The organism is Lapidilactobacillus gannanensis (genome assembly GCF_003946675.1).
Lineage (GTDB): Bacteria > Bacillota > Bacilli > Lactobacillales > Lactobacillaceae > Lapidilactobacillus > Lapidilactobacillus gannanensis.
The window spans coordinates 1-20,218 of the sequence record NZ_RHOT01000026.1 but is presented as its reverse complement, the minus strand read 5'-3'; the positions used below and the strand labels follow the sequence as shown (position 1 = coordinate 20,218).

Sequence of the window (20,218 nt, the reverse complement as noted above, 5' to 3'; positions counted from 1 at the left end):
GATTATCAATTGAAAATATGGTGATAAGTAAAAAAGACTGATTTTTAAAAAGTGAATGTAGATACAGGACAAATTTTTAAATATGTCGTGTGTCTAAACCGCCCTAATGTAAAAACAATCCTTTTGCTTTTGATTATTTGAAAGTAACATGTATGAAAAATACTATCTGGTTAAATAGCATCATATTTAGGCAAATTAGCCTAACTAAAACTGACATACTCCCAGAACAAAAAAGCCTCTTCGCAGTCGCAGGACTTTAACCAGCGATTTGCAAACAAGCTAATGAAGTGATGCTATTTTGAAATCAAATTTTCTCAGCATTGACGAATTTTTTTGATTAGCCAGCCGAGGAATTTGGCGAAGACTAACAAACCAATCCAACTGACTACGCCAAATAACAGTCGTTGATTTTCAGTCATGGTTGCCACTGGTGGATGTTGGTTTAGTGCGTTCAGCCAGATGATAATTGCCACAGTCCAAAGAATATTAATAAGTATTCCCCGCCAAGGTTGTTTCATATCAATACCCCATTGCCCAGGGTAATGCTGGTAATCGGCAGGAAATCACACAGTGCGGTAAAAACCAGCCAGATTGCTAAGGGCAAAACAAAATTGCGACTGAAACGATAAGCCAGAAATAGGCCCAACCACAGCGGCACAATAATTAGAAGTTGCCATAATACATGATCCAACGGCGCGCTAATGACGCAAATCAGAATTGGCACTAGGTACTGCCAGTCTTGGGCGGAGTCAGAAAAACTGGCCGGCACAACTAGCACTGCAATTACTGAAGCAAAAACATAAATAAAGTTGTAGCTCAAACCAGCTAATAGCCAACCAGCAGTTGCCGGCATTTGGAAACTATTGTAACTAGTCAGAGCTTTTGTTTCCAAAATAATTCTGGGAATCGTGTAGAGTAACACGGCAATTAACAGCGCGCCAAACAAGATTGCCGCAAGTGAACACCAGGACAACCGTTGTAGTTGGCTGCTAATTAATTGATGCTGTTCGATTAAGAGCAACGTCACGGTAATCAGCAGAAGACCAAATGATAACCAAAAACCTTTGGGAAATGGCAGCCATTGATTACCCGCTGCCAATGTTGCCACCAAATAAAAAATTAAATAACTGGCCAAGCCGACCATGGGATTTTTTAAACGTGTCATCAAGTACCGCTCCTTTTTTGAATTGCTCAACCTAATTAGCGTCAACTAATTCCCGCAAACTGACTTCCCGTTGCTGATGATCAATGATGACCACACAAAGCTTGTGCTGGGGATTTTCGAAGCTGCTAATTTTATTCTTAGTCTGATAGGTAATTTTGGCTTTTCTAGTTGGTGGCACCACCACTTCAATCTTCGGCTGATTTCGCACGGTAATTTTCTGTGTCGTCAGAATCGTCCCTTTGATTCCTAAGCCTAAAGCTATCAATCCCGCTAAAATGCACGACCATAGTTTTTTGACTAGCATCACTCCCAGCATCCATTTTCAAACATCTGCTCATTGTTAGTTGTCCCAATCTCAATCACGCTGCTGAACGACGACATAAGTTAAGGCCAACAATGCCACTTGGGCAAACAACGCATCAATTCGAAATTCCAAATTTCCAGCCAACAGTCCCACAACCAACATCAATAATGACACCACTAATAACCAGATTTGGGGCCGCAAAATCTGTATGAACATTGCCCGAGAGATTGTTAAGTTCTGACAAAAACGTTTAAAAATATCTTTTAGTACCAATGCAATCCGCAGACTAATTCCACAGTCAACCGTCGCCAATAAAATCGTTAATGAAAATAAGAACTGCATCACACTGTGGCGGAAGAAAATATCCGGATTTGCCAATGGAATATTAAGCCCTTTGATTGTCCCGCTAAGTAGCTGCCAATTACCTTTACCAAAATATTGATATTGCGCATAAACAAAAAAGCCCAGCATTGCAATCAACATCAAAGCAAGTGCCACAATACATAAATTCAGCAAAAACTTGATCAACCGCTCAAATTTGACTGACCGAACATCACCCATAGTTATCACTCCTAAAACATTTGCCTGATACTGCGCACTGCATCATCATGCCGTTATTTATGGTAATCACACCAAAAAACAGCGTGAAAACATTTAAATTCATGAGTCATCATAAGAATATTATTCACGTATTTCGACATTTTATAATCTATCTATTCTATAATTCTAACATATCGTTCTTAAATAAGCTCAACTCAGAACAAATTGTTTTCGCCCAATATGCTAAATACTGATTCATTTTTCTGTTTAACGTGAAAATATGATAGTCAGTAGCACGCGAATCACCACGCAGGCTGACCTAACCAAAATAAAAACAGTCGACTAAGTTGCGACTGTTTTAACCTATTCATTGATGAAATTCTTCATACAAGTCCTGCCCCAAAAGCAATTTATCAACCAACTGCTGTTCATCAATCACCTGAACATGCTGCCGCGATAAGAACATGACTAACCGTGGCAAATAGTCTGGCAGTGTGCCAGATAAATTCAGCGAAAATTGTTGGCCGTCTTTTAAGGTGACTTGCATGATGACTGGATCTGGCCAGAAGTCCCAGGGTGAGCGTTGCTGCCGCGGCTGATAACTGATTTTGACCTGCGCCATATCAGTATAAGCCAGTAATTGCTGGGGCGTTCGCCGCCATAACGCTGCCAGCCGTTGCCAACTTCGGCCTTGATAATGAGTGATGCGCAAACCAGTTCGATCAATTTGCCAGTAATCCTGAAAGACCACCGGTAAGACAAAAATCAAACCGACGACAAGCACAACCATAAAGAGCCACCAGGGCTGATAACCAAAGCCAGTTAAGAATAAACTGACCAGTAGCCAAATAACCGCGAAACTAATAAACTTCGGCCAAGCAATTGGACGACCGATAATTAACGGTCGTCTAAAATAAGGACCCGCCAAAATCAACTGATCTAAGGACAGATCATATAAATCGCTTAGCGCAACTAAATTATCAATACTTGGTAAAGTTTCACCAGTTTCCCAACGCGAAATTGCCTGAGGTGAAATATGCAGTTGCTCGGCTAATTGCTGTTGAGTATAACCAAATTTTTGTCGATATAATTGAAGAATTTCTGCTTCTGTCATCATTATGACCTCTTTTCACTTTGACCATAGCAAGCAGTTGTACTTTTGCCTAACAACTCATGGTTGTTGCGACTATTTAGCCAGCGTGATTTCACTTGAAGCGGCGTTATAACGGCCAATTACCGTGGACTAGCAAAATACGGAATGTGACCAAAGGCAGCCACTTGTGAGCACTAACGTAAAAAATCGAACAATTCATCAGAATTGCTCGATTTTTTGATATTAAGCGCAGCCGGTTATCTTTTGAGACCACGTTTCAGCTGTTAAATTCGTTTTATTTTTAAAAATAGATTTTTGCCAGAACTCGCCTAATTGATTAGGTAGGCTTAGGTCCGCCAGTAACCTTGTTCCTGCTCGACGGCCACTTGGGCCACCAGGTTCAAATAATTAAATGGCTCATCAAAATTCGGTGAGAACAGCATATCAATAAAGGCCAGCTGATCAATTGTGTTCTCATTTTGAATGATGACAGACAATGTATTTGCTGATTGCGAGACTTCGTGGGCACTCATCAACTGAGCGCCAAGAACTTTGCGGCTAGTCTGATCATAAACCAGTTCAATCGTTACTTCAGCAGTAGTTGGCATGAAGTCAGGCCGATAATTGCCCTGATAAAATGCACTACGGGCCTGATAATGGGCCGCTTTAGCACCTGCCAATGTTAATCCTGTAGAGGCAATGGTTTGGTCAAACAACAACATCCCAGTTGTCGCTTGGGTACCAATTGATTTCAAACGTTTATCAAAAACGTTGATTCCAGCTAAAGTGCCCTGACGAATGGCATGTGAAGCTAACGGAATATATGCAGCATGCAAAGTCGGGTTAAAATGAACCTCAGTCGCGTCTCCAGCTGCGAAAATGTCCGGATCAGAGGTCCCCATATAAGCATCAGTAATAATCGCGCCATTTTTGGCTAGTGTGAATTGACCCTTTAATAAGTCTGATTGGGGAATGACGCCGGGACAAATCACTGCAAGATCAACCAAATACGCTGCTTGTTTAGTTGTCACACATAATTTATTACTAGTGGTATCACTGAACTTGATTACTTCAGCATTCGTAATAACATGGACTTGTTGATCAGTCAGTAATTTTGTGACGCGTTCAGCCAAGACCGGGTCTAAGTATTCATCAAGTAACTGTGGTCCCCGTTGGAAAATAGTCACCTGATGGCCTGATTTAACATAGCCGCCACCAATAATTGCGACCTGTTCAGCCTGTTGCGCCGCCTTGTACAATTCATGTGCCTGATCACAAGTCTTGCAAAGCATCACCTTAGCATTTTCGACACCGGTAATTGCCGGAATGGCTGTAATCGACCCTGTCGCCATAATTAATTTATCATAGTGATCATGAACCAATTCCTTACTGAGCAAGTTCTGGGCCATGATTGTGTGTGCTTGGGCATCGATCCGAATCACATCAAATTGCAACCGCATCTTCACACCTTGCTTAGTAAACTCATTAGGATTCGCGTAAAAAACATCAGCTAAGTTCTTAACTGTACCACCAATATGTAAGTAAGTACCACAAGAAAGATAAGAGATATCAGCATGCCGTTCATAAACGGTAATTTCTGCCTCAGGATAATATTTTAAGATTTGGCGCATCGCTGCAATACCTGCATGGGTGCAACCAATAATGGCTACTTTCATTTCCAATCACAACTTTCACTAATTTTCCCAATTTTTTTCTAATCGTAATATCATAGTCCCCTGATTTTGAAGTATACATGTCTTGTGCAAGATGTAAATACACGCACATGAATCTTTCATAAAGGTGATTTAAATGACACAAACAACCTATCGTTACTTCGTGCAGCCGCAACTAGATGTGCGAACTAAAACCATTTATGGCTACGAGCTATTGATCAAAGAACTCACCCAGCAAGGTTGGCGAGTGCCCAGTGACTTTGCGAAAATAGATCCTAAAATCGTCGCTGATTTATTAGTCGCTACAACTAAAATTCTAGGTCTAAAAGTTCAATACTGTGCGGTTAACGTTAGTCGCGAACAATTACTAGATACAAAAATTGCTAAAGCAATCATTCTTAGTCAACGACAACTTTATCCCGCCAAGTTAGTGGTCGAGTTAACCGAAGAAGCTGGTCCCGGATGTTACCATAATACCGCAATTATTCCTCATTTACGCCATTTTATTGAACAAGGTATGCAAGTCTCACTTGATGATGTAGGCACCGGAATCAACGATTTTAAGAATATTCAAGAGCTCCTACCATTGACCTCAGAACTAAAGTTTGCCCTGCAAAATTTCTGTACTGGCATTGACGATCCTAAGATTCAACAACAATTACATTTCTGGCATGCCATTAGTCAGGAATATGGTTTACGGTTGGTTCTGGAGGGAATTGAAACTGCTGCCGACGACCAGTTAAGTAATCGTTTTGAAATTGACTTTCGACAAGGTTACTTTTACGGTAAACCACAATTACTACGACTATCTGGTGATCCAGTTAATTTTGGTTTATAAGCCCACAATCACTGAAATAAGCCCATCAAAAAAGCGTTCGCTATTCATTTATTTGAATAGCGAACGCTTTTGCATTAATGCGTGCTAGTCACCTAGCACCGTTGACACTCATGAGCTCAACAAAGATATGTACAATAATCATTCATAAATGGGGAAATTGTTAAACAATCTCCTAAGCTAGACTTGGTGGGTTCCCATCATCGTAACGCTCGCACTCACACCTATGAAATGAAAATTGGTCGAAACTTTTCGTGTTTTCGGTTTAATCCGGAATTAAACTAATTCGATGATAACCATTGGTGCACCATCGCCACGACGTTGAGTAGTCTTTAAAATTCGTGTATAACCACCATTACGGTCTTTATACCGAGGTGCAAGATCACTAAATACTTTTTGAAGTGCTGATTGAACAACAACTTCTTCGCCTTCTTCATGAATATCAGCGATTTCGTTGCGTAAGTATGCAGCAGCTTGACGGCGTGCGTGTAAATCACCACGTTTGCCTAAAGTAATCATTTTTTCTGCAGAACGGCGAATTTCCTTCGCACGAGTTTCAGTGGTTTCGATATGTTCATGAACTAATAAATCAGTTGTCAATGAACGTAACATAGCCTTACGTGGTGCAGATGCACGACCTAACTTGCGGTAACTCATAGTTTTACCTCCCTTTAGTTTAGATTAATCATCTGAGCGTAATGACAAACCAAGATCGATCAACTTAGCTTTAACCTCTTCAAGAGATTTACGGCCAAGGTTACGAACCTTCATCATATCTGCTTCAGTTTTATTGGTTAATTCTTGAACCGTGTTGATCCCGGCCCGTTTCAAGCAATTATAAGAACGAACTGACAAATCAAGTTCTTCGATTGTCATTTCAAGTTTCTTTTCTTTTTGCGTTTCTTCTTTTTCGACCATGACATCAGTATTCTTTGCCTCGTCGGAGAGGTCAATAAAGATATTTAAATGATCAGAAAGAATTTTCGCAGCTAGACTAATTGCTTCACGTGGTGAGACCGAACCATTAGTCCAAACATCCAAGGTTAATTTATCAAAGTCATTACGCTTACCAACACGGGTACTTTCGACCTGATAGTTCACGCGTTCAATTGGTGTGAAAATCGAATCAACAGCAATGACGCCAATTGGCATGTCACCAGACTTGTTTTGATCAGCTGGAATATAGCCACGCCCATTGCTAACAGTCATTTGCATGTGTAAATGACCACCCTCAGCAATCGAACAAATATACTGTTCTGGATTTAAAACTTCGATATCATCGTCAGCTTTAATATCAGCAGCAGTGACGGTTGCTGGGCCATCTACTTCGATTTCAATCACTTTAGCATCTTCAGAGTGATTTTTTAACGCCAATTTTTTAATATTAAGAATAATCTGGGTGACATCTTCCATGACCCCATCGATGGTTGAAAACTCATGTAACACGCCATCAATTTGAATGCTTGAGACAGCAGAGCCAGGTAAAGACGATAATAAAATCCGTCTCAATGAGTTGCCAAGCGTGGTACCGTAACCACGTTCTAGCGGTTCAATTACAAACTTACCATAGTTGGTACTTTCATCAACTTTTGTAATGTTTGGCTTTTCAAATTCGATCATTCAATCTTTACCCCTTTCGAAACGTGTGTGTTCAATGTAAACTCGTCGACAATTACTACGAATCAACGACACTAAACACGACGACGCTTTGGAGGACGAGATCCGTTATGAGGGACTGGTGTCACATCACGAATTGCGCTGATTTCAAGACCAGTTGCTTGTAAAGCACGGATTGCAGCTTCACGACCTGAACCAGGTCCTTTAACGGCTACTTCGACCGACTTCATACCATGTTCCATGGATTCTTTAGCAGCAGATTCTGCAGCCATTTGTGCAGCAAAAGGTGTTGACTTACGGCTACCTTTGAAACCCAAAGCACCAGCTGATGACCATGCAACAGCATTGCCTTGAGGGTCAGTAATCATTACTAAAGTATTATTGAATGTTGAATGGATGTGTGCCACACCGGCTTCAATATTCTTTCTAACACGACGCTTACGTGTTCCTTTACGAACTGCCATGAACTTACCTCCTTCTTAATTAGATTATTTCTTACGACCGGCGATGGAAACTTTAGGACCTTTACGAGTCCGTGCATTGTTCTTTGTGTTTTGACCACGAACTGGCAAACCACGACGATGACGGATACCACGATATGAGCCAATATCTTGCAAACGTTTGATATCACGAGTAACTTCACGACGTAAATCGCCTTCTACTCGAATGTTATCAACAGCAGCACGGATTTTGTCTTCTTGGTCTGGTGTTAAATCTTTAGAACGAACGTCTTCAGATACACCGGCTTCTTTTAAAACTTTTTGTGCAGTCGTATTGCCAATCCCATAAATATAGGTTAAAGCAATGACGATCCGCTTCTCACGAGGTAAATCAACACCTGCGATACGAGCCATTATTTACACCTCCTATTAGCCTTGACGTTGCTTATGTTTTGGATTTGCAGAGCAAATGACCATGACGCGGCCCTTGCGCTTGATAATTTTACAATGTTCGCACATTTTTTTAACTGATGGTCTTACTTTCATTTCTAAGCCTCCCGAAAATACGATATCTTAACGATAACGATAAGTAATACGGCCTTTGGTGAGATCGTATGGTGATAATTCGACAGTAACCTTATCTCCAGGAAGAATCCGAATGTAATGCATTCTGATCTTACCGGAAACATGTGCAAGCACTGAGTGACCATTTTCTAACTCAACTTTAAACATTGCGTTAGGAAGGGTATCAGTCACTGTTCCTTCGATTTCAATGACGTCATCTTTTGCCAAACAAAAATTCCTCCTAATTGGTTAAACAAGTGGATACAGAAAAATAGTGAGCCCTAAAGGTACTCACTTGACAGTAACAATGCTTGAGTATACCACAAACATTGGTTGTTGCCAAGCGTTCAATTTTGCTTTATACCACTGAACCAAGAGTTAATTTAATTTTGACAAAATTACTTTAATTTCATCAAAAACCCGATCGATATCTTGTTCACCATTGACGGTATAAAGCAAACCTTTACCGCGATAAAAATCAAGTAACGGTGTATTCATTTTGATATTAACGGCTAAACGGTTTTTAACCGTTTCTGGCTTATCGTCTTCACGTTGATAAAAATCATGTCCACCACAGCGATCACAAGTTCCAGCAACCTTTGGCGGATTATACAACTTATGATAAGTTGCGCCACAAGTCCGGCAAATGAAGCGCCCAGATAAACGATCAACTAAGACTTTAGGATCGACCTCAATATTGATAACTGCATCAACCGGTTTGTCCAGGTCAGCGGCAATCTTTTCAAGTGCCTCGGCCTGTTCAATCGTCCGCGGAAAACCATCCAACATATAACCAATGTTGGTATCTGGTTTTTGTAACCGTTCTTTGACGATGGCATTGGTGACATCATCAGGAACTAAATTACCGTTATCAATATATTTTTTAGCTTCAAGACCAATAGTCGTTTTCGCGGCCATGGCCTCACGAAACATATCGCCTGTAGAAATGTGGGCCAAATGATATTGGTCAACAATTTTTTCAGCCTGAGTACCTTTACCGGCACCAGGTAGTCCCATTAAAATCAAATTCAACTTAATCTAGCCTCCAGTTAACGAATAAATCCGATATAACGCCGCTTCATCATCAAACCTTCCAATTGCCGTGATGTTTCTAGCGCAACCCCAACAACGATCAGCAAACTTGTTCCGCCTAAACCAATTGATTGAGGCAGACCAAAGATGTTGGTTGCTAATTGAGGTAACAAGGCAATCAAACCTAAGAAAATCGAACCGACTGTTGATAAACGCATCAACAAGCCAGAGAAATATTTCTCAGTTTCTTTACCTGGCCAAACGCTAGGAATATAGGCACCTTGCTTTTGCAAGTTCTCTGCCAATTTCTCAGGGTTAACCTGAACAAAGGCATAGAAGAAAGTGAAGAGAACAATTAACAATGTATAAATAATTGCCCCAACTGTGGTCTGCATACTGAAGATGTTCGACAGTACTTGGTACCAACCTTCGTCACCATGATTGGCTTGGAAAATCATCAGAATTGTTGAAGGGGTGATAATAAACGAACTGGCAAAGATAACTGGGATAACGCCAGATACGTTAACTTTTAATGGTAGATAACTTTCGTTGCCGCCGCTCGTCGCACGCCGAGTATATTGAATCGGCACTTTACGATTTGCTTGCTGAACATAAGTTACCCAATAAACGATAAACAGAATAACAATGAGTAACAATACCAACCACAAGATATTAAGCGGACGCTCACTAGCTTTAGCGTTAATAATGTTATCTCTAACTAACTGATAAATACCATTAGGTAAGCGAGCAATGATCCCGGCGAAAATAATCATCGAGACACCATTACCGATACCCTTATCGGTGATTTGTTCACCTAACCAAGTTAATAACATCGTGCCACCTGTTAGAATAATCCCTAATAAGATGAAAGTTTGAACACTTGGATTTTTAACCAAGCCATAACCACTTAAGTAGTTAAAGCCGGCTGTGATCCCAATTGACTGTACAAAAGCGAGAACGATGGTTAGATAACGAGTTGCTTGGTTAAGTTTACGCCGGCCAACTTCACCTTGTTTACTCCACTCGACAAACTTAGGTACGATATCCATTTGCAATAATTGAATGACAATTTGAGCAGTGATAAATGGTGAAACACCCATTGAGAACAATGAGTAGTTCGTCAAACCACCACCGCTAACCGTATCAAGTAAAGGAATCAAGCCACTAGCACTGATTTTTGACAGCGATGAAGCGTCAACCCCAGGCATCGTGATTTGAGTACCTAATCGATAAATCAATAAGATGAATAAAGTAAAAAAGATCTTTTTACGGATTTCTTTGACTTTGAATGCGTTCCGCAATGTTGTCAGCATTAGATCACCTCGATGGAACCACCAGCAGCTTCAACAGCTTCTTTAGCAGCCGCTGAATATTTAGCAACCTTAACTGAAAGTTTCTTGGTTACTTCTCCACCTGCTAATAACTTAACACCAGCAAGTTGTTTTTTAATGATACCAGATTCAATTAACAATTCTGGCGTTACTTCAGTGCCTTCGTCAAAACGATCTAAATCGCTTAAATTGACAACAGCATATTCTTTACGGTTAATGTTTTTGAAGCCACGTTTTGGCATTCTCCGGAATAATGGCATTTGGCCACCTTCGAAACCTAAACGAGTCTTACCGCCTGAACGAGCCAATTGGCCTTTTTGGCCACGGCCTGCAGTCTTACCTTGACCTGATGAAGTTCCCCGGCCGACACGTTTACGGTTGCGGCGTGAACCTTCACTAGCTTTTAATTCATGCAAGTTCATGAAGTCTAGCACCTCCTTGTATATTTCTAGTCGTTTACTTCTTCAATTTCAACTAAATGTGAGATCTTAAAAATAGCTCCGCGTGTAGCAGCGTTATCTGGTTTAACCACACTACTGTTAACACGGCCTAAGCCTAACTCTTTAACGATTTTACGTTGAGCAGGTAAGCGATGAGCGGCACTATGTGTAAGCGTAATTTTAATCTTTGCCATCAACAAGGCCTCCTAATTTTGTAAGTCTTGAACAGAAACACCACGAAGACTAGCAATTTGCTCAGCAGTTTGGAGACGTGATAAGCCATCCATAGTTGCCCGAATTACGTTGATTGGTGTGTTGCTGCCTAAAGACTTCGATGTAACATCGTTAACACCGCCAAGTTCCATTAATGCACGAACGGCACCGCCGGCACTAACTCCAGAACCTTCAACGGCTGGCTTCAAAAGAACGCTACCTGAACCAAAGTGGCCAATAATTTCATGAGGAATTGTTGTCCCAACGATTGGTACTTCAATCAAAGCTTTCTTGGCATTCTCAGAAGCTTTCCGAATTGCTTCAGGAACTTCTTGAGCTTTACCAGTACCAAAGCCAACGTGACCTGCTTTATCACCAACAATAACAATTGCGGCGAAACGTAAGCGACGGCCACCTTTAACTACTTTAGTAACCCGGTTGATTGTAACAACGCGGTCTTCTAAATCTAAGTGAGATGGATCGATAAAAGTCATATGTGTGGTTTTCTCCTTTCGTTAGAATTTAAGTCCGTTTTCACGAGCTGCTTCAGCTAAAGCTTGAACACGGCCGTGATAGAGATAACCACCACGATCAAAGACAACATCTTCGATGCCCTTGTCTTTTGCACGTTTTGCGACTAATTCGCCAACTTGTTGTGCTTGTTCAACTTTTGTATCTGCTGCAGTTAACTCTTTATCAAGAGTTGAGGCACTTGCAAGCGTTACACCCGCTACGTCATCAATTAATTGCGCGTAGATGTTTTTGTTAGAACGAAAAACGTTCAAGCGTGGGCGCTCTGCAGTACCAGAGATTTTGCCACGGACACGCGTATGGCGTTTTTGCCGTGTCTTATTCTTGTCTGGTTTTGTAATCACAATGTTCACCTCATAAATTTTCTAGAAACTATTTACCTGTCTTACCTTCCTTACGACGGACAATTTCGTCAACATAACGAATACCTTTGCCCTTGTAAGGTTCTGGTGGACGGATCGCACGAATTTCAGCTGCGAACTGACCAACTTTTTGCTTGCTGATACCACTGATAGTGATTTCAGTATTTGAAGGAACCTCAATGCTAATGCCTTTTGGTGCTTCAAATTCAACAGTGTGTGAAAGTCCAACGTTCAAAACAAGCTTCTTACCTTGCAATTGTGTACGATAACCAACACCAACTAATTGAAGTTGTTTCTTGTAGCCTTCAGTAACACCGATGACCATGTTGTTTAAGTTAGCACGCATTGTTCCGTGTAAAGCTTTGTAGTTGTCATTAGGACGATCAAAAGAAATGACACCATTTTCTTCTTTCAATGTAATTGCTGGATCAAAAGTCCGAGTTAATTCACCCTTAGGCCCCTTAACTGTAACTTGATCGCCATCTTTAGTAACTGTAACGTCCTTAGGAAGTTCAATTACTTTATAGCCAATACGACTCATTTAATGAAACACCTCCTAACTTTTTAAAAGATTACCAAACGTATGCTAATACTTCGCCGCCGACATTCTTTGCCCGGGCTTCTTTATCAGTAATAACACCTTCGGATGTAGAAATGATTGCAATACCTAAACCATTTAAGACCTTAGGCACATCATCAGCTTTAACGTAGCTACGCAAACCTGGTTTAGAAATACGTTTCAAACCGGAAATGACACGTTGACGATTTTGACCATATTTCAAAGAAATACGGATGATTCCTTGTTTGCCATCTTCGATAACTTCATAATCGCGAATAAAACCTTCACGCTTCAAAATCTCAGAGATGTCTTTCTTAATCTTTGAGGCAGGAACTTCTAAGGATTCGTGACGTACCATGTTGGCGTTACGAATACGAGTTAGATAGTCTGCAATTGGATCAGTCATGACCATTGATTAATTTACCTCCTTTTCCTGTCTTTTGGTTTTACCAGCTTGCTTTTTTCATGCCAGGGATTTGACCTTCATGAGCTAATTGACGAAGGCAAACACGGCAAAGCTTGAATTTACGATAAACTGAATGTGGACGTCCACAACGTTCGCAACGTGTATATTCCTGAGTTGAGAACTTAGCTGGACGATGATTCTTGACAACTAATGACTTTTTAGCCAAATTGTGTTACCTCCTATTTAGCGAAAGGCATGCCGACTTGGGTTAAGAGTTCACGTGATTCTTCGTCAGTATTTGCAGTTGTGACGATCACGATATCCAAACCACGAACACGGGCAACCTTGTCGAATTCGATTTCAGGGAAAATTAATTGTTCTTTAATACCAAGTGTGTAGTTACCACGTCCATCAAATGAACGAGTACTAACACCATGGAAGTCACGAACACGTGGTAAGGAAACGTTGATTAACTTATCTAAGAAGTCATACATCCGTTCTCCACGTAAAGTAACTTTAGCACCGATTGACATACCTTCACGCAAACGGAAACCGGCAATAGATTTCTTAGCTTTTGTGATCAAAGGCTTTTGACCTGAGATAAGTGTCAATTCTTCAACGGCGTTATCAAGGTTTTTAGAGTTGGAAACAGCGTCACCAACACCCATGTTTAAAACGATTTTTTCAATCTTTGGCACTTGCATAACTGAAGAGTAGTTGAACTTCTCAACCAATGCAGGTGTAATTTCTTTAACGTAGCGTTCTTTTAAGCGACTAGTCATTTAAAAGTTTTCCTCCCTTCGTGTTTACTTGTCGATTTGGGCGCCAGACTTTTTGGCGATCCGAACCTTTTTACCATCAACAATTTTATGACCAACCCGAGTTGGTTCGTTAGTTGATGGATCGATTAACATAACGTTTGAAACATCAATTGGCGCTTCTTGATCTTTAATACCGCCTTGAGGGTCAGTATTACTTGGCTTGTTATGCTTCTTGACCATGTTTACGCCTTCAACGACAACGCGATTTTGCTTAGAGAGGATCTTGATAACTGAACCTTCCTTGCCTTTATCCTTGCCGCTAATCACTTTAACTTTATCACCAGTTTTTACGTGCATCGTTAGATGTGCACCTCCTCATGAAAATTCTCAGTATGGTGAAGATTACAATACTTCCGGTGCCAATGAGACGATCTTCATAAAGTCATTATCACGAAGTTCACGTGCAACCGGCCCAAAAATACGAGTACCACGTGGGCTCTTGTCTGCGTTAATAATAACCGCAGCATTTTCGTCGAAACGAATGTATGAACCATCAGCACGGCGAGCGCCTGAACGTGTCCGTACGATAACAGCTTTGACAACGTCACCTTTTTTGACAACGCCACCTGGTGTTGCTTGTTTGACAGTTGCAACGATTGTATCACCGATGTTAGCCGTTTTGCGGTTAGAACCACCAAGAACTTTGATCGTCAAGATTTCACGAGCGCCTGAATTATCAGCAACTTTAAGTCGACTTTCTTGTTGAATCACTTTAATGTCCTCCTCTCGTCATTCTTGACGTACTTTAAATAATAACAGCCTTTTCAACAACTTCTAATAAACGGAAGCGTTTTGAACGGGATAACGGACGAGTTTCCATGATCCGAACAATATCGCCGGCTTTTGCTTCGTTGTTTTCATCATGCACATAATACTTCTTTGAATACTTAACACGTTTACCATAAGTAGGATGCGTATGATAAGTTTCAACGACGACAGTGATGGTCTTATCCATTTTGTCGGATACAACACGTCCTTGGTAAACTTTACGATGATTACGAGTTTCTTCGCTCAAGTTTGATATCTCCCTTCCGATTATTTTTCAAGTTCTTGCTGACGAAGAACAGTCTTGATCCGTGCAATGTTCTGACGAACTTGCTTCAAGCGAGCAGTATTTTCTAGCTGACCAGTCGCTTGTTGGAAACGTAAATTGAACAATTCTTCTTTATATTGCTTTTCTTTATCAAGCATCTCAGCAGTGGTTAACTCTTTAATATCATTAGCCTTCATTAGCTTCGCCACCTACTTCCTCGCGCTTAACAAACTTAGTCTTGATTGGCAATTTATTTGATGCCAAACGAAGTGCCTCACGCGCAACTTCTTCAGGAACGCCACCGATTTCAAATAAAATCTTCTCGCGTTTAACTGGTGCAACCCAACCTGCTGGAGCACCTTTCCCGGAACCCATCCGGACACCTACACCTTTAGCAGTGTATGATTTATGAGGGAAGATCCGGATCCAAACTTTACCGCCACGCTTCATGTAACGAGTCATGGCAATACGAGCAGCTTCGATCTGACGGTTGCTAATCCAATGTGATTCTAAGGCACGTAAACCGTAATCGCCGAAGCTGATTTCTTTACCGCCTTTAGCAGCACCGCGCATCTTACCACGGAACTCACGGCGATGCTTAACACGCTTAGGTACTAACATTGATTATTTTCCTCCTTTCGCAGCTCTCTTATCACCACGTTGATCGCGACGATTATTTCTTCTGTTGTTACGTCTGTTCTTGTCATTTGCAGTTTCAGCATCACGAACGACTTTTTGACCTGGTAAGATTTCACCACGGTAAATCCAAGTTTTAACACCTAATTGACCGTAAGTAGTTGTTGCTTCTTCCCAAGAATAGTCAATGTCAGCACGTAAAGTATGCAATGGCACTGTACCTTCTGTATGCCATTCACGACGGGACATATCTGCACCGTTTAAACGACCAGAGATTTGTGTCTTGATACCCTTAGCACCAGCACGCATAGTCCGTTGTGTTGCTTGACGTTGAGCACGACGGAAAGCCACACGAGCTTCCAATTGACTAGCAATTGATTCGCCGACTAACTTAGCATCCAAATCAGGTTGTTTGATTTCAACAATGTTGATATGAACTTGTTTGCCGGTTAATTTGTTCAAGGCTTTGCGTAAGTTTTCAACTTCAACGCCACCCTTACCAATAACCATACCAGGCTTAGCAGTGTGAATTGAAACATTCACGCGCTTAGCTGAACGTTCAATCTCCACTTGGGAAACCGAGGCATCAGCAAGATTTTTTGCAATGTATTTCCGGATTCTTAAATCTTCATGTAGATAATCTGCATATTCTTTATCAGCATACCATTTAGCATCCCAATCGCGAATAACACCAACACGGAATCCAATAGGATTTACTTTTTGACCCACGTTTTTCCCTCCTACTCTTCGTTTTCTTTGACAACCACTGTAATGTGGCTTGTCCGTTTGTTAATTGGTGATGCTGAACCCTTTGCCCGTGGACGGAAACGTTTCAAAGTTGGTCCTTCGTTAACGTAAGCTTCACTAACAAATAAGTTTTGTGCATCTAAATCATAGTTATGTTCAGCATTTGCAATAGCTGATTTCAAAACCTTAGCAACGATTGGTGAAGCACCACGTTGTGTGAATTGTAAAATCGCTAAAGCCTCGGCAGCACTCTTGCCACGAATTAAATCGACTACAAGGCGAGCTTTGCGAGGCGCAATACGAACAGTTCTAGCTTCTGCTTTAGCTGTTGTAATTTGATCTGCCATCTGCTAAATCGCTCCTTTCCTTAACGTGCAGCCGTCTTCTTATCGTCGGTGCCATGACCGCGGAATGTTCTTGTTGGTACAAATTCGCCTAACTTATGGCCGACCATATCTTCTTGAATGAAGACTGGGACATGTTTCCGACCATCATATACGGCAATTGTGTAACCAATGAAACTTGGGAAAATCGTTGAACGACGTGACCAAGTTTTAATGACTGTTTTCTTTTCACTATCTGCTTGAGCGGCGATCTTCTTCAAAAGATGCTCGTCAGCAAAAGGTCCTTTTTTCAAGCTACGACCCATTATGTTACCTCCTTCGAGCGTGATGAGAAATGACTATTTATTTACCTTTACGGTGACGAATAATAAGTTTCTCAGAACGTGCTTTAGAACTACGAGTCTTATTACCCATGGTCTTCTTACCCCATGGTGACATAGGTGATGGACGACCGATTGGTGCTTTACCTTCACCACCACCATGAGGGTGATCGTTAGGGTTCATAACTGACCCACGAACGGTAGGACGGAAGCCCATCCAGCGTTTACGGCCAGCTTTACCAATACTAATCAATTCATGTTGTTCATTACCGACTTCACCGATAGTAGCGCGACCAGTAGTCAAAACTCGACGTACTTCACCAGAAGATAACCGGATTAAACTGTACTTGCCTTCATGACCCAAAATTTGAGCTGAAGTACCAGCAGAACGAGCTAATTGACCACCCTTACCAGGTTTTAATTCAATGTTATGAACTAAAGTACCAGCAGGAATGTTCTTAAGCACAAGTGCATTACCAACTTTGATATCAACGCTTTCGCCTGATTCAATTACTTGGCCGACTTGTAAGCCCTTAGGTGCTAAGATGTAAGACTTAACCCCATCTTCATAGTGTAATAAAGCAATATTTGCTGTCCGGTTAGGATCATATTCAATTGCTTTAACAATAGCTTTAACGTTATCTTTCGTACGTTTGAAATCGATGATACGGTATTGTTGCTTATGACCGCCGCCACGATGACGAACCGTAATATGTCCATGAGCGTTCCGACCAGCAGTGTGGCTTTGTGATTCAAGCAAAGTCTTTTCAGGCTTTGTCTTCGTAATTTCAGCGAAATCAGATCCGCTCATATTACGACGGCCGTTGGTGGTTGGTTTGTATTTAACAATCGCCATTAGTTTTCCTCCTGTTTTAGTTTATTAGTTATGACTAATCTTCAAAAATCTTAATTTTGTCAGAATCAGGTGTCAAAGTAACGATTGCTTTGCGACGTTTCTTTGTATAACCTTCGTAACGGCCATAACGTTTCTTTTTACCGCGAACATTCATAATGTTCACTTCTTTGACTGAAACGCCAAAGATTTCTTCAATTGCGTGACGAACAGCAACTTTGTTAGCATGAACAGCTACTTCAAACGTATATTTCTTGTCTTCCATAATGTTCATTGATTGTTCAGTCACGATTGGACGAATAATAATATCATGTGCTGCCATTAACCAAGTACCTCCTCGATTTTTGCAAGAGCGGCTTGGGTTAGGATCAATTTCTGGTTGTTAACAATATCTAAAACGTTAATACCGTCAGATTCTACAACTGTAACATTTGCTAAGTTACGTGCAGATAAAGCAGCCATATCATTGTCTGCTTCTAAGACAACTAATGCCTTAGTTGCAACATTCAAACCAGCTAAAACCTTTGCGAATTCTTGTGTCTTAGGTTGGTCGAAATTCAATCCATCAACAACAATCAAATCACCATCAATAACCTTTTGGGAAAGAACTGATTTGATTGCTAAACGCCGTACTTTTCTTGGTAGTTTATAAGCATATGAACGTGGAGTAGGTCCGAAGACAATACCACCGCCACGCCATTGTGGTGAACGAATTGAACCTTGACGAGCACGACCTGTACCCTTTTGACGCCATGGTTTACGACCACCACCACGAACTGCAGAGCGGTTCTTGACAGCATGTGTACCTTGACGTAAAGAAGCACGTTGCATAATAACTGCATCAAAGATGACGTTATCATTAGGTTCAATTCCGAAAATTGCATCATTTAAAGCAACTGTGCCGTTTTCAGTTCCATCTTGTTTATAAAGTGTGACATTTGCCATTTAAAAATCCTCCTTTCTCAAAATTTATTTAGTCAATTTGATTGCTGATTTAACAGTAACAAATGAGTTCTTAGCACCAGGGACATTACCCTTGATCAAAAGAACATTGCGATCAGTATCAACACGAACGACTTGTAAGTTTTGAATCGTTACTTTGTCGTTACCCATGCGACCTGGTAACATCTTACCCTTGAATACCCGGTTAATGATAGCACCCATTGAACCAGGAATACGATGGTAACGAGAACCGTGGGTCTCAGGACCACGTGATTGACCGAAGCGTTTGATGTTACCTTGGTAACCATGACCCTTCGTGATACCAGTTACGTCAACGATGTCACCATCTTTAAACGTGTCAACTTTAACTTCCGAGCCTAGCTCATAATCTCCAAGCTCAACATCACGAATTTCGCGAACGAAGCGCTTAGGAGTCGTATTTGCTTTAGCAGCATGACCTTTAGCTGGTTTGTTTGTCAAAACTTCACGGACATCTTGATAACCAAGTTGAACAGCTTCATAACCATCGGTATCCATTGTTTTAACTTGTAAAACAACGTTTGCGCTAGCTTCGATAACTGTAACTGGAATCAATTCGCCATTCTCAGTGAAGATTTGGGTCATTCCAACCTTTTTCCCTAAGATTCCTTTTCTAGCCATGACTACACCTCCATTTTCTCTATAAATTATAATTTGATTTCGATGTCAACGCCGCTTGGTAAATCAAGCTTCATCAAAGCATCGACAGTTTTTGCAGAAGGGTTAACAATATCAATTAACCGCTTGTGCGTACGGATTTCGAATTGTTCACGAGAATCCTTGTACTTATGTGGTGAACGAAGCACTGTATACAAGTTACGTTCAGTTGGTAGTGGAATTGGACCACTAATTGAAGCACCAGTACGTTTTGCTGTTTCCACGATCTTTTCCGCTGATTGGTCTAAGATACGATGTTCATAAGCCTTTAAACGGATCCGAATTTTTTGCTTTGCCATGGATATACCTCCTTTTCGTCACATTAATGGACAAGCTCAATGAGAATTACCAACATAACCGTCGTGGCAATGCGGCCGGGTGTGTCGCAACCTCTCATATCAACGCCCTTGTTGTCTTATCAAGGGATAGGGCGTACTACGCCCTTCTTCTCGACAAGCACTTTATCTATAGTAAAGGAAAAGCCCTGATAAATCAAGGTTTTTCTGAAATAAATTGTAAAAAAATTCAAAGTTTTTTTGTCCCGAATTGTCAAATCAAGTGCAACACTTCCGACCTATTCTTAGTTATTGGTCTGGTTAATCAAAGTCTGGCAGGACTGCGATTGCCGATTGATAGTTGAGAATCTTTCGTGGTCTTTGGTTCAGAGCGTTTTGGATTGCTTGAATCCCTGTTAAGGTCAATTGGCGCATTGAGCGGCCTT

At 41.1% G+C, this 20,218-nt stretch carries 36 protein-coding genes and 1 pseudogene; 1 reads left to right on the top strand and 36 read right to left on the bottom strand.

The window, feature by feature from the left end; all coding sequences use genetic code 11:
* Positions 1–314 precede the first annotated feature (314 nt).
* The 6 genes from EKM81_RS07910 to EKM81_RS07885 form a co-directional block, all read right to left on the bottom strand.
* A complete protein-coding gene (locus EKM81_RS07910; protein WP_125650537.1) occupies positions 315–518 on the bottom strand; it encodes a hypothetical protein in 204 nt (67 codons plus the stop codon).
* Entirely contained in the window at positions 515–1,165 is a 651-nt protein-coding gene (locus EKM81_RS07905) for a hypothetical protein (RefSeq protein ID WP_125650535.1), read from the bottom strand. The genes EKM81_RS07910 and EKM81_RS07905 overlap by 4 nt, the downstream gene beginning before the upstream one ends.
* A gap of 31 nt (positions 1,166–1,196) precedes the next feature.
* Entirely contained in the window at positions 1,197–1,469 is a 273-nt protein-coding gene (locus EKM81_RS07900; RefSeq protein ID WP_125650534.1) for a hypothetical protein, read from the bottom strand.
* A gap of 51 nt (positions 1,470–1,520) precedes the next feature.
* Complete coding sequence (locus EKM81_RS07895) at positions 1,521–2,030, bottom strand: hypothetical protein (protein WP_125650532.1); 510 nt, start codon at positions 2,028–2,030, stop codon at positions 1,521–1,523.
* 346 nt (positions 2,031–2,376) lie between these two features.
* The gene (locus EKM81_RS07890) at positions 2,377–3,126 is read right to left on the bottom strand and encodes a helix-turn-helix domain-containing protein (RefSeq protein ID WP_125650529.1); all 750 of its coding nucleotides are present in this window, start codon (positions 3,124–3,126) and stop codon (positions 2,377–2,379) included.
* 323 nt (positions 3,127–3,449) lie between these two features.
* Complete coding sequence (locus EKM81_RS07885) at positions 3,450–4,778, bottom strand: FAD-dependent oxidoreductase (protein ID WP_125650528.1); 1,329 nt, start codon at positions 4,776–4,778, stop codon at positions 3,450–3,452.
* 133 nt (positions 4,779–4,911) lie between these two features.
* Between EKM81_RS07885 and EKM81_RS07880 the strand changes: the two genes are divergently transcribed.
* A complete protein-coding gene (locus EKM81_RS07880) occupies positions 4,912–5,613 on the top strand; it encodes an EAL domain-containing protein (RefSeq protein ID WP_125650526.1) in 702 nt (233 codons plus the stop codon).
* Between the two features lie 273 nt (positions 5,614–5,886).
* Here EKM81_RS07880 and rplQ read toward each other — a convergent pair whose 3' ends face one another.
* The 30 genes and pseudogenes from rplQ to EKM81_RS11655 form a co-directional block, all read right to left on the bottom strand.
* On the bottom strand, positions 5,887–6,267 hold the full coding sequence (gene rplQ, locus EKM81_RS07875) for a 50S ribosomal protein L17 (protein ID WP_125650524.1): 381 nt from the start codon (positions 6,265–6,267) through the stop codon (positions 5,887–5,889).
* 24 nt (positions 6,268–6,291) lie between these two features.
* Positions 6,292–7,230: a DNA-directed RNA polymerase subunit alpha gene (locus EKM81_RS07870; protein ID WP_125650522.1), complete on the bottom strand. Its 939-nt coding sequence runs from the start codon at positions 7,228–7,230 to the stop codon at positions 6,292–6,294.
* A 71-nt stretch (positions 7,231–7,301) separates the two neighbouring features.
* Complete coding sequence (gene rpsK / locus EKM81_RS07865; RefSeq protein WP_125650521.1) at positions 7,302–7,691, bottom strand: 30S ribosomal protein S11; 390 nt, start codon at positions 7,689–7,691, stop codon at positions 7,302–7,304.
* Between the two features lie 24 nt (positions 7,692–7,715).
* A complete protein-coding gene (gene rpsM / locus EKM81_RS07860; RefSeq protein WP_125650519.1) occupies positions 7,716–8,081 on the bottom strand; it encodes a 30S ribosomal protein S13 in 366 nt (121 codons plus the stop codon).
* Positions 8,082–8,096: 15 nt separating this feature from the next.
* Entirely contained in the window at positions 8,097–8,213 is a 117-nt protein-coding gene (gene rpmJ / locus EKM81_RS07855) for a 50S ribosomal protein L36 (RefSeq protein WP_125650517.1), read from the bottom strand.
* A 27-nt stretch (positions 8,214–8,240) separates the two neighbouring features.
* A complete protein-coding gene (gene infA, locus EKM81_RS07850; protein ID WP_057823558.1) occupies positions 8,241–8,459 on the bottom strand; it encodes a translation initiation factor IF-1 in 219 nt (72 codons plus the stop codon).
* 150 nt (positions 8,460–8,609) lie between these two features.
* The gene (locus EKM81_RS07845; protein WP_125650515.1) at positions 8,610–9,263 is read right to left on the bottom strand and encodes an adenylate kinase; all 654 of its coding nucleotides are present in this window, start codon (positions 9,261–9,263) and stop codon (positions 8,610–8,612) included.
* Positions 9,264–9,280: 17 nt separating this feature from the next.
* Positions 9,281–10,576 carry a preprotein translocase subunit SecY gene (secY, locus tag EKM81_RS07840; RefSeq protein ID WP_125650513.1) on the bottom strand — a complete coding sequence of 432 codons (1,296 nt, stop codon included), beginning with the start codon at positions 10,574–10,576 and terminating at the stop codon, positions 9,281–9,283.
* Positions 10,576–11,016, bottom strand: a complete 441-nt coding sequence (gene rplO / locus EKM81_RS07835; RefSeq protein ID WP_125650511.1) for a 50S ribosomal protein L15 — start codon at positions 11,014–11,016, stop codon at positions 10,576–10,578. The genes secY and rplO overlap by 1 nt, the downstream gene beginning before the upstream one ends.
* Before the next feature lie 26 nt (positions 11,017–11,042).
* A complete protein-coding gene (gene rpmD / locus EKM81_RS07830; RefSeq protein ID WP_125650509.1) occupies positions 11,043–11,228 on the bottom strand; it encodes a 50S ribosomal protein L30 in 186 nt (61 codons plus the stop codon).
* Between the two features lie 12 nt (positions 11,229–11,240).
* On the bottom strand, positions 11,241–11,741 hold the full coding sequence (rpsE, locus tag EKM81_RS07825; RefSeq protein ID WP_125650507.1) for a 30S ribosomal protein S5: 501 nt from the start codon (positions 11,739–11,741) through the stop codon (positions 11,241–11,243).
* Between the two features lie 21 nt (positions 11,742–11,762).
* Positions 11,763–12,131: a 50S ribosomal protein L18 gene (rplR, locus tag EKM81_RS07820; RefSeq protein ID WP_318531088.1), complete on the bottom strand. Its 369-nt coding sequence runs from the start codon at positions 12,129–12,131 to the stop codon at positions 11,763–11,765.
* Between the two features lie 19 nt (positions 12,132–12,150).
* A complete protein-coding gene (gene rplF / locus EKM81_RS07815) occupies positions 12,151–12,681 on the bottom strand; it encodes a 50S ribosomal protein L6 (protein ID WP_125650504.1) in 531 nt (176 codons plus the stop codon).
* A gap of 31 nt (positions 12,682–12,712) precedes the next feature.
* On the bottom strand, positions 12,713–13,111 hold the full coding sequence (gene rpsH / locus EKM81_RS07810) for a 30S ribosomal protein S8 (RefSeq protein ID WP_125650502.1): 399 nt from the start codon (positions 13,109–13,111) through the stop codon (positions 12,713–12,715).
* Between the two features lie 34 nt (positions 13,112–13,145).
* Positions 13,146–13,331 (bottom strand): type Z 30S ribosomal protein S14, encoded by a 186-nt coding sequence (locus EKM81_RS07805; protein ID WP_057756742.1) that lies wholly within the window; start codon positions 13,329–13,331, stop codon positions 13,146–13,148.
* A 13-nt stretch (positions 13,332–13,344) separates the two neighbouring features.
* On the bottom strand, positions 13,345–13,887 hold the full coding sequence (gene rplE, locus EKM81_RS07800; protein ID WP_125650500.1) for a 50S ribosomal protein L5: 543 nt from the start codon (positions 13,885–13,887) through the stop codon (positions 13,345–13,347).
* A gap of 24 nt (positions 13,888–13,911) precedes the next feature.
* Positions 13,912–14,223, bottom strand: a complete 312-nt coding sequence (gene rplX, locus EKM81_RS07795; RefSeq protein WP_125650498.1) for a 50S ribosomal protein L24 — start codon at positions 14,221–14,223, stop codon at positions 13,912–13,914.
* Positions 14,224–14,268: 45 nt separating this feature from the next.
* Positions 14,269–14,637 (bottom strand): 50S ribosomal protein L14, encoded by a 369-nt coding sequence (gene rplN / locus EKM81_RS07790; protein ID WP_125650496.1) that lies wholly within the window; start codon positions 14,635–14,637, stop codon positions 14,269–14,271.
* Between the two features lie 34 nt (positions 14,638–14,671).
* Complete coding sequence (rpsQ, locus tag EKM81_RS07785; protein WP_125650494.1) at positions 14,672–14,941, bottom strand: 30S ribosomal protein S17; 270 nt, start codon at positions 14,939–14,941, stop codon at positions 14,672–14,674.
* A gap of 20 nt (positions 14,942–14,961) precedes the next feature.
* On the bottom strand, positions 14,962–15,156 hold the full coding sequence (gene rpmC / locus EKM81_RS07780) for a 50S ribosomal protein L29 (protein ID WP_125650492.1): 195 nt from the start codon (positions 15,154–15,156) through the stop codon (positions 14,962–14,964).
* Entirely contained in the window at positions 15,146–15,580 is a 435-nt protein-coding gene (gene rplP / locus EKM81_RS07775; protein ID WP_125650490.1) for a 50S ribosomal protein L16, read from the bottom strand. Before rplP ends, rpmC begins: the two co-directional genes overlap by 11 nt.
* Before the next feature lie 3 nt (positions 15,581–15,583).
* Positions 15,584–16,324, bottom strand: coding sequence for a 30S ribosomal protein S3 (gene rpsC, locus EKM81_RS07770; RefSeq protein ID WP_125650488.1), 741 nt, complete (start codon positions 16,322–16,324; stop codon positions 15,584–15,586).
* A gap of 11 nt (positions 16,325–16,335) precedes the next feature.
* Complete coding sequence (gene rplV, locus EKM81_RS07765; RefSeq protein ID WP_125650486.1) at positions 16,336–16,689, bottom strand: 50S ribosomal protein L22; 354 nt, start codon at positions 16,687–16,689, stop codon at positions 16,336–16,338.
* 20 nt (positions 16,690–16,709) lie between these two features.
* Positions 16,710–16,991, bottom strand: a complete 282-nt coding sequence (gene rpsS, locus EKM81_RS07760) for a 30S ribosomal protein S19 (RefSeq protein ID WP_125650484.1) — start codon at positions 16,989–16,991, stop codon at positions 16,710–16,712.
* 37 nt (positions 16,992–17,028) lie between these two features.
* Positions 17,029–17,862 (bottom strand): 50S ribosomal protein L2, encoded by an 834-nt coding sequence (gene rplB / locus EKM81_RS07755; RefSeq protein WP_125650482.1) that lies wholly within the window; start codon positions 17,860–17,862, stop codon positions 17,029–17,031.
* Between the two features lie 34 nt (positions 17,863–17,896).
* Complete coding sequence (rplW, locus tag EKM81_RS07750; protein WP_125650480.1) at positions 17,897–18,181, bottom strand: 50S ribosomal protein L23; 285 nt, start codon at positions 18,179–18,181, stop codon at positions 17,897–17,899.
* Complete coding sequence (gene rplD, locus EKM81_RS07745; RefSeq protein WP_125650479.1) at positions 18,181–18,804, bottom strand: 50S ribosomal protein L4; 624 nt, start codon at positions 18,802–18,804, stop codon at positions 18,181–18,183. The genes rplW and rplD overlap by 1 nt, the downstream gene beginning before the upstream one ends.
* Positions 18,805–18,828: 24 nt before the next feature.
* Positions 18,829–19,461 (bottom strand): 50S ribosomal protein L3, encoded by a 633-nt coding sequence (rplC, locus tag EKM81_RS07740; RefSeq protein WP_125650477.1) that lies wholly within the window; start codon positions 19,459–19,461, stop codon positions 18,829–18,831.
* Between the two features lie 26 nt (positions 19,462–19,487).
* Positions 19,488–19,796 carry a 30S ribosomal protein S10 gene (gene rpsJ / locus EKM81_RS07735; RefSeq protein WP_125650475.1) on the bottom strand — a complete coding sequence of 103 codons (309 nt, stop codon included), beginning with the start codon at positions 19,794–19,796 and terminating at the stop codon, positions 19,488–19,490.
* A gap of 297 nt (positions 19,797–20,093) precedes the next feature.
* Positions 20,094–20,218 (bottom strand): annotated as a pseudogene (locus EKM81_RS11655) (IS30 family transposase); the annotation flags it as partial.

Bases quoted from the DNA above. Each gene is read 5' to 3' on its own strand.
- EKM81_RS07895 (WP_125650532.1), bottom strand. From the start codon at position 2,030: ATGGGTGATGTTCGGTCAGTCAAATTTGAGCGGTTGATCAAGTTTTTG.
- rpmJ (WP_125650517.1), bottom strand. From the start codon at position 8,213: ATGAAAGTAAGACCATCAGTTAAAAAAATGTGCGAACATTGTAAAATT.
- rpsK (WP_125650521.1), bottom strand. From the start codon at position 7,691: ATGGCAGTTCGTAAAGGAACACGTAAGCGTCGTGTTAGAAAGAATATT.
- EKM81_RS07910 (WP_125650537.1), bottom strand. From the start codon at position 518: ATGAAACAACCTTGGCGGGGAATACTTATTAATATTCTTTGGACTGTG.
- rplO (WP_125650511.1), bottom strand. From the start codon at position 11,016: ATGAACTTGCATGAATTAAAAGCTAGTGAAGGTTCACGCCGCAACCGT.
- EKM81_RS07880 (WP_125650526.1), top strand. From the start codon at position 4,912: ATGACACAAACAACCTATCGTTACTTCGTGCAGCCGCAACTAGATGTG.
- EKM81_RS07885 (WP_125650528.1), bottom strand. From the start codon at position 4,778: ATGAAAGTAGCCATTATTGGTTGCACCCATGCAGGTATTGCAGCGATG.
- rplQ (WP_125650524.1), bottom strand. From the start codon at position 6,267: ATGAGTTACCGCAAGTTAGGTCGTGCATCTGCACCACGTAAGGCTATG.
- rpmD (WP_125650509.1), bottom strand. From the start codon at position 11,228: ATGGCAAAGATTAAAATTACGCTTACACATAGTGCCGCTCATCGCTTA.
- EKM81_RS07905 (WP_125650535.1), bottom strand. From the start codon at position 1,165: ATGACACGTTTAAAAAATCCCATGGTCGGCTTGGCCAGTTATTTAATT.
- rplW (WP_125650480.1), bottom strand. From the start codon at position 18,181: ATGGCAGCACATGATATTATTATTCGTCCAATCGTGACTGAACAATCA.
- rplD (WP_125650479.1), bottom strand. From the start codon at position 18,804: ATGGCAAATGTCACACTTTATAAACAAGATGGAACTGAAAACGGCACA.
- rplE (WP_125650500.1), bottom strand. From the start codon at position 13,887: ATGACTAGTCGCTTAAAAGAACGCTACGTTAAAGAAATTACACCTGCA.
- rplF (WP_125650504.1), bottom strand. From the start codon at position 12,681: ATGAGTCGTATTGGCTATAAAGTAATTGAACTTCCTAAGGACGTTACA.
- rpsE (WP_125650507.1), bottom strand. From the start codon at position 11,741: ATGACTTTTATCGATCCATCTCACTTAGATTTAGAAGACCGCGTTGTT.
- EKM81_RS07900 (WP_125650534.1), bottom strand. From the start codon at position 1,469: ATGCTAGTCAAAAAACTATGGTCGTGCATTTTAGCGGGATTGATAGCT.
- rpsM (WP_125650519.1), bottom strand. From the start codon at position 8,081: ATGGCTCGTATCGCAGGTGTTGATTTACCTCGTGAGAAGCGGATCGTC.
- EKM81_RS07890 (WP_125650529.1), bottom strand. From the start codon at position 3,126: ATGATGACAGAAGCAGAAATTCTTCAATTATATCGACAAAAATTTGGT.
- rplX (WP_125650498.1), bottom strand. From the start codon at position 14,223: ATGCACGTAAAAACTGGTGATAAAGTTAAAGTGATTAGCGGCAAGGAT.
- rpsH (WP_125650502.1), bottom strand. From the start codon at position 13,111: ATGGTCATGACTGATCCAATTGCAGACTATCTAACTCGTATTCGTAAC.
- rpmC (WP_125650492.1), bottom strand. From the start codon at position 15,156: ATGAAGGCTAATGATATTAAAGAGTTAACCACTGCTGAGATGCTTGAT.
- rpsJ (WP_125650475.1), bottom strand. From the start codon at position 19,796: ATGGCAAAGCAAAAAATTCGGATCCGTTTAAAGGCTTATGAACATCGT.
- rplV (WP_125650486.1), bottom strand. From the start codon at position 16,689: ATGGCAGATCAAATTACAACAGCTAAAGCAGAAGCTAGAACTGTTCGT.
- rpsS (WP_125650484.1), bottom strand. From the start codon at position 16,991: ATGGGTCGTAGCTTGAAAAAAGGACCTTTTGCTGACGAGCATCTTTTG.
- rplC (WP_125650477.1), bottom strand. From the start codon at position 19,461: ATGGCTAGAAAAGGAATCTTAGGGAAAAAGGTTGGAATGACCCAAATC.
- EKM81_RS07870 (WP_125650522.1), bottom strand. From the start codon at position 7,230: ATGATCGAATTTGAAAAGCCAAACATTACAAAAGTTGATGAAAGTACC.
- rplB (WP_125650482.1), bottom strand. From the start codon at position 17,862: ATGGCGATTGTTAAATACAAACCAACCACCAACGGCCGTCGTAATATG.
- rplP (WP_125650490.1), bottom strand. From the start codon at position 15,580: ATGTTAGTACCTAAGCGTGTTAAGCATCGCCGTGAGTTCCGTGGTAAG.
- secY (WP_125650513.1), bottom strand. From the start codon at position 10,576: ATGCTGACAACATTGCGGAACGCATTCAAAGTCAAAGAAATCCGTAAA.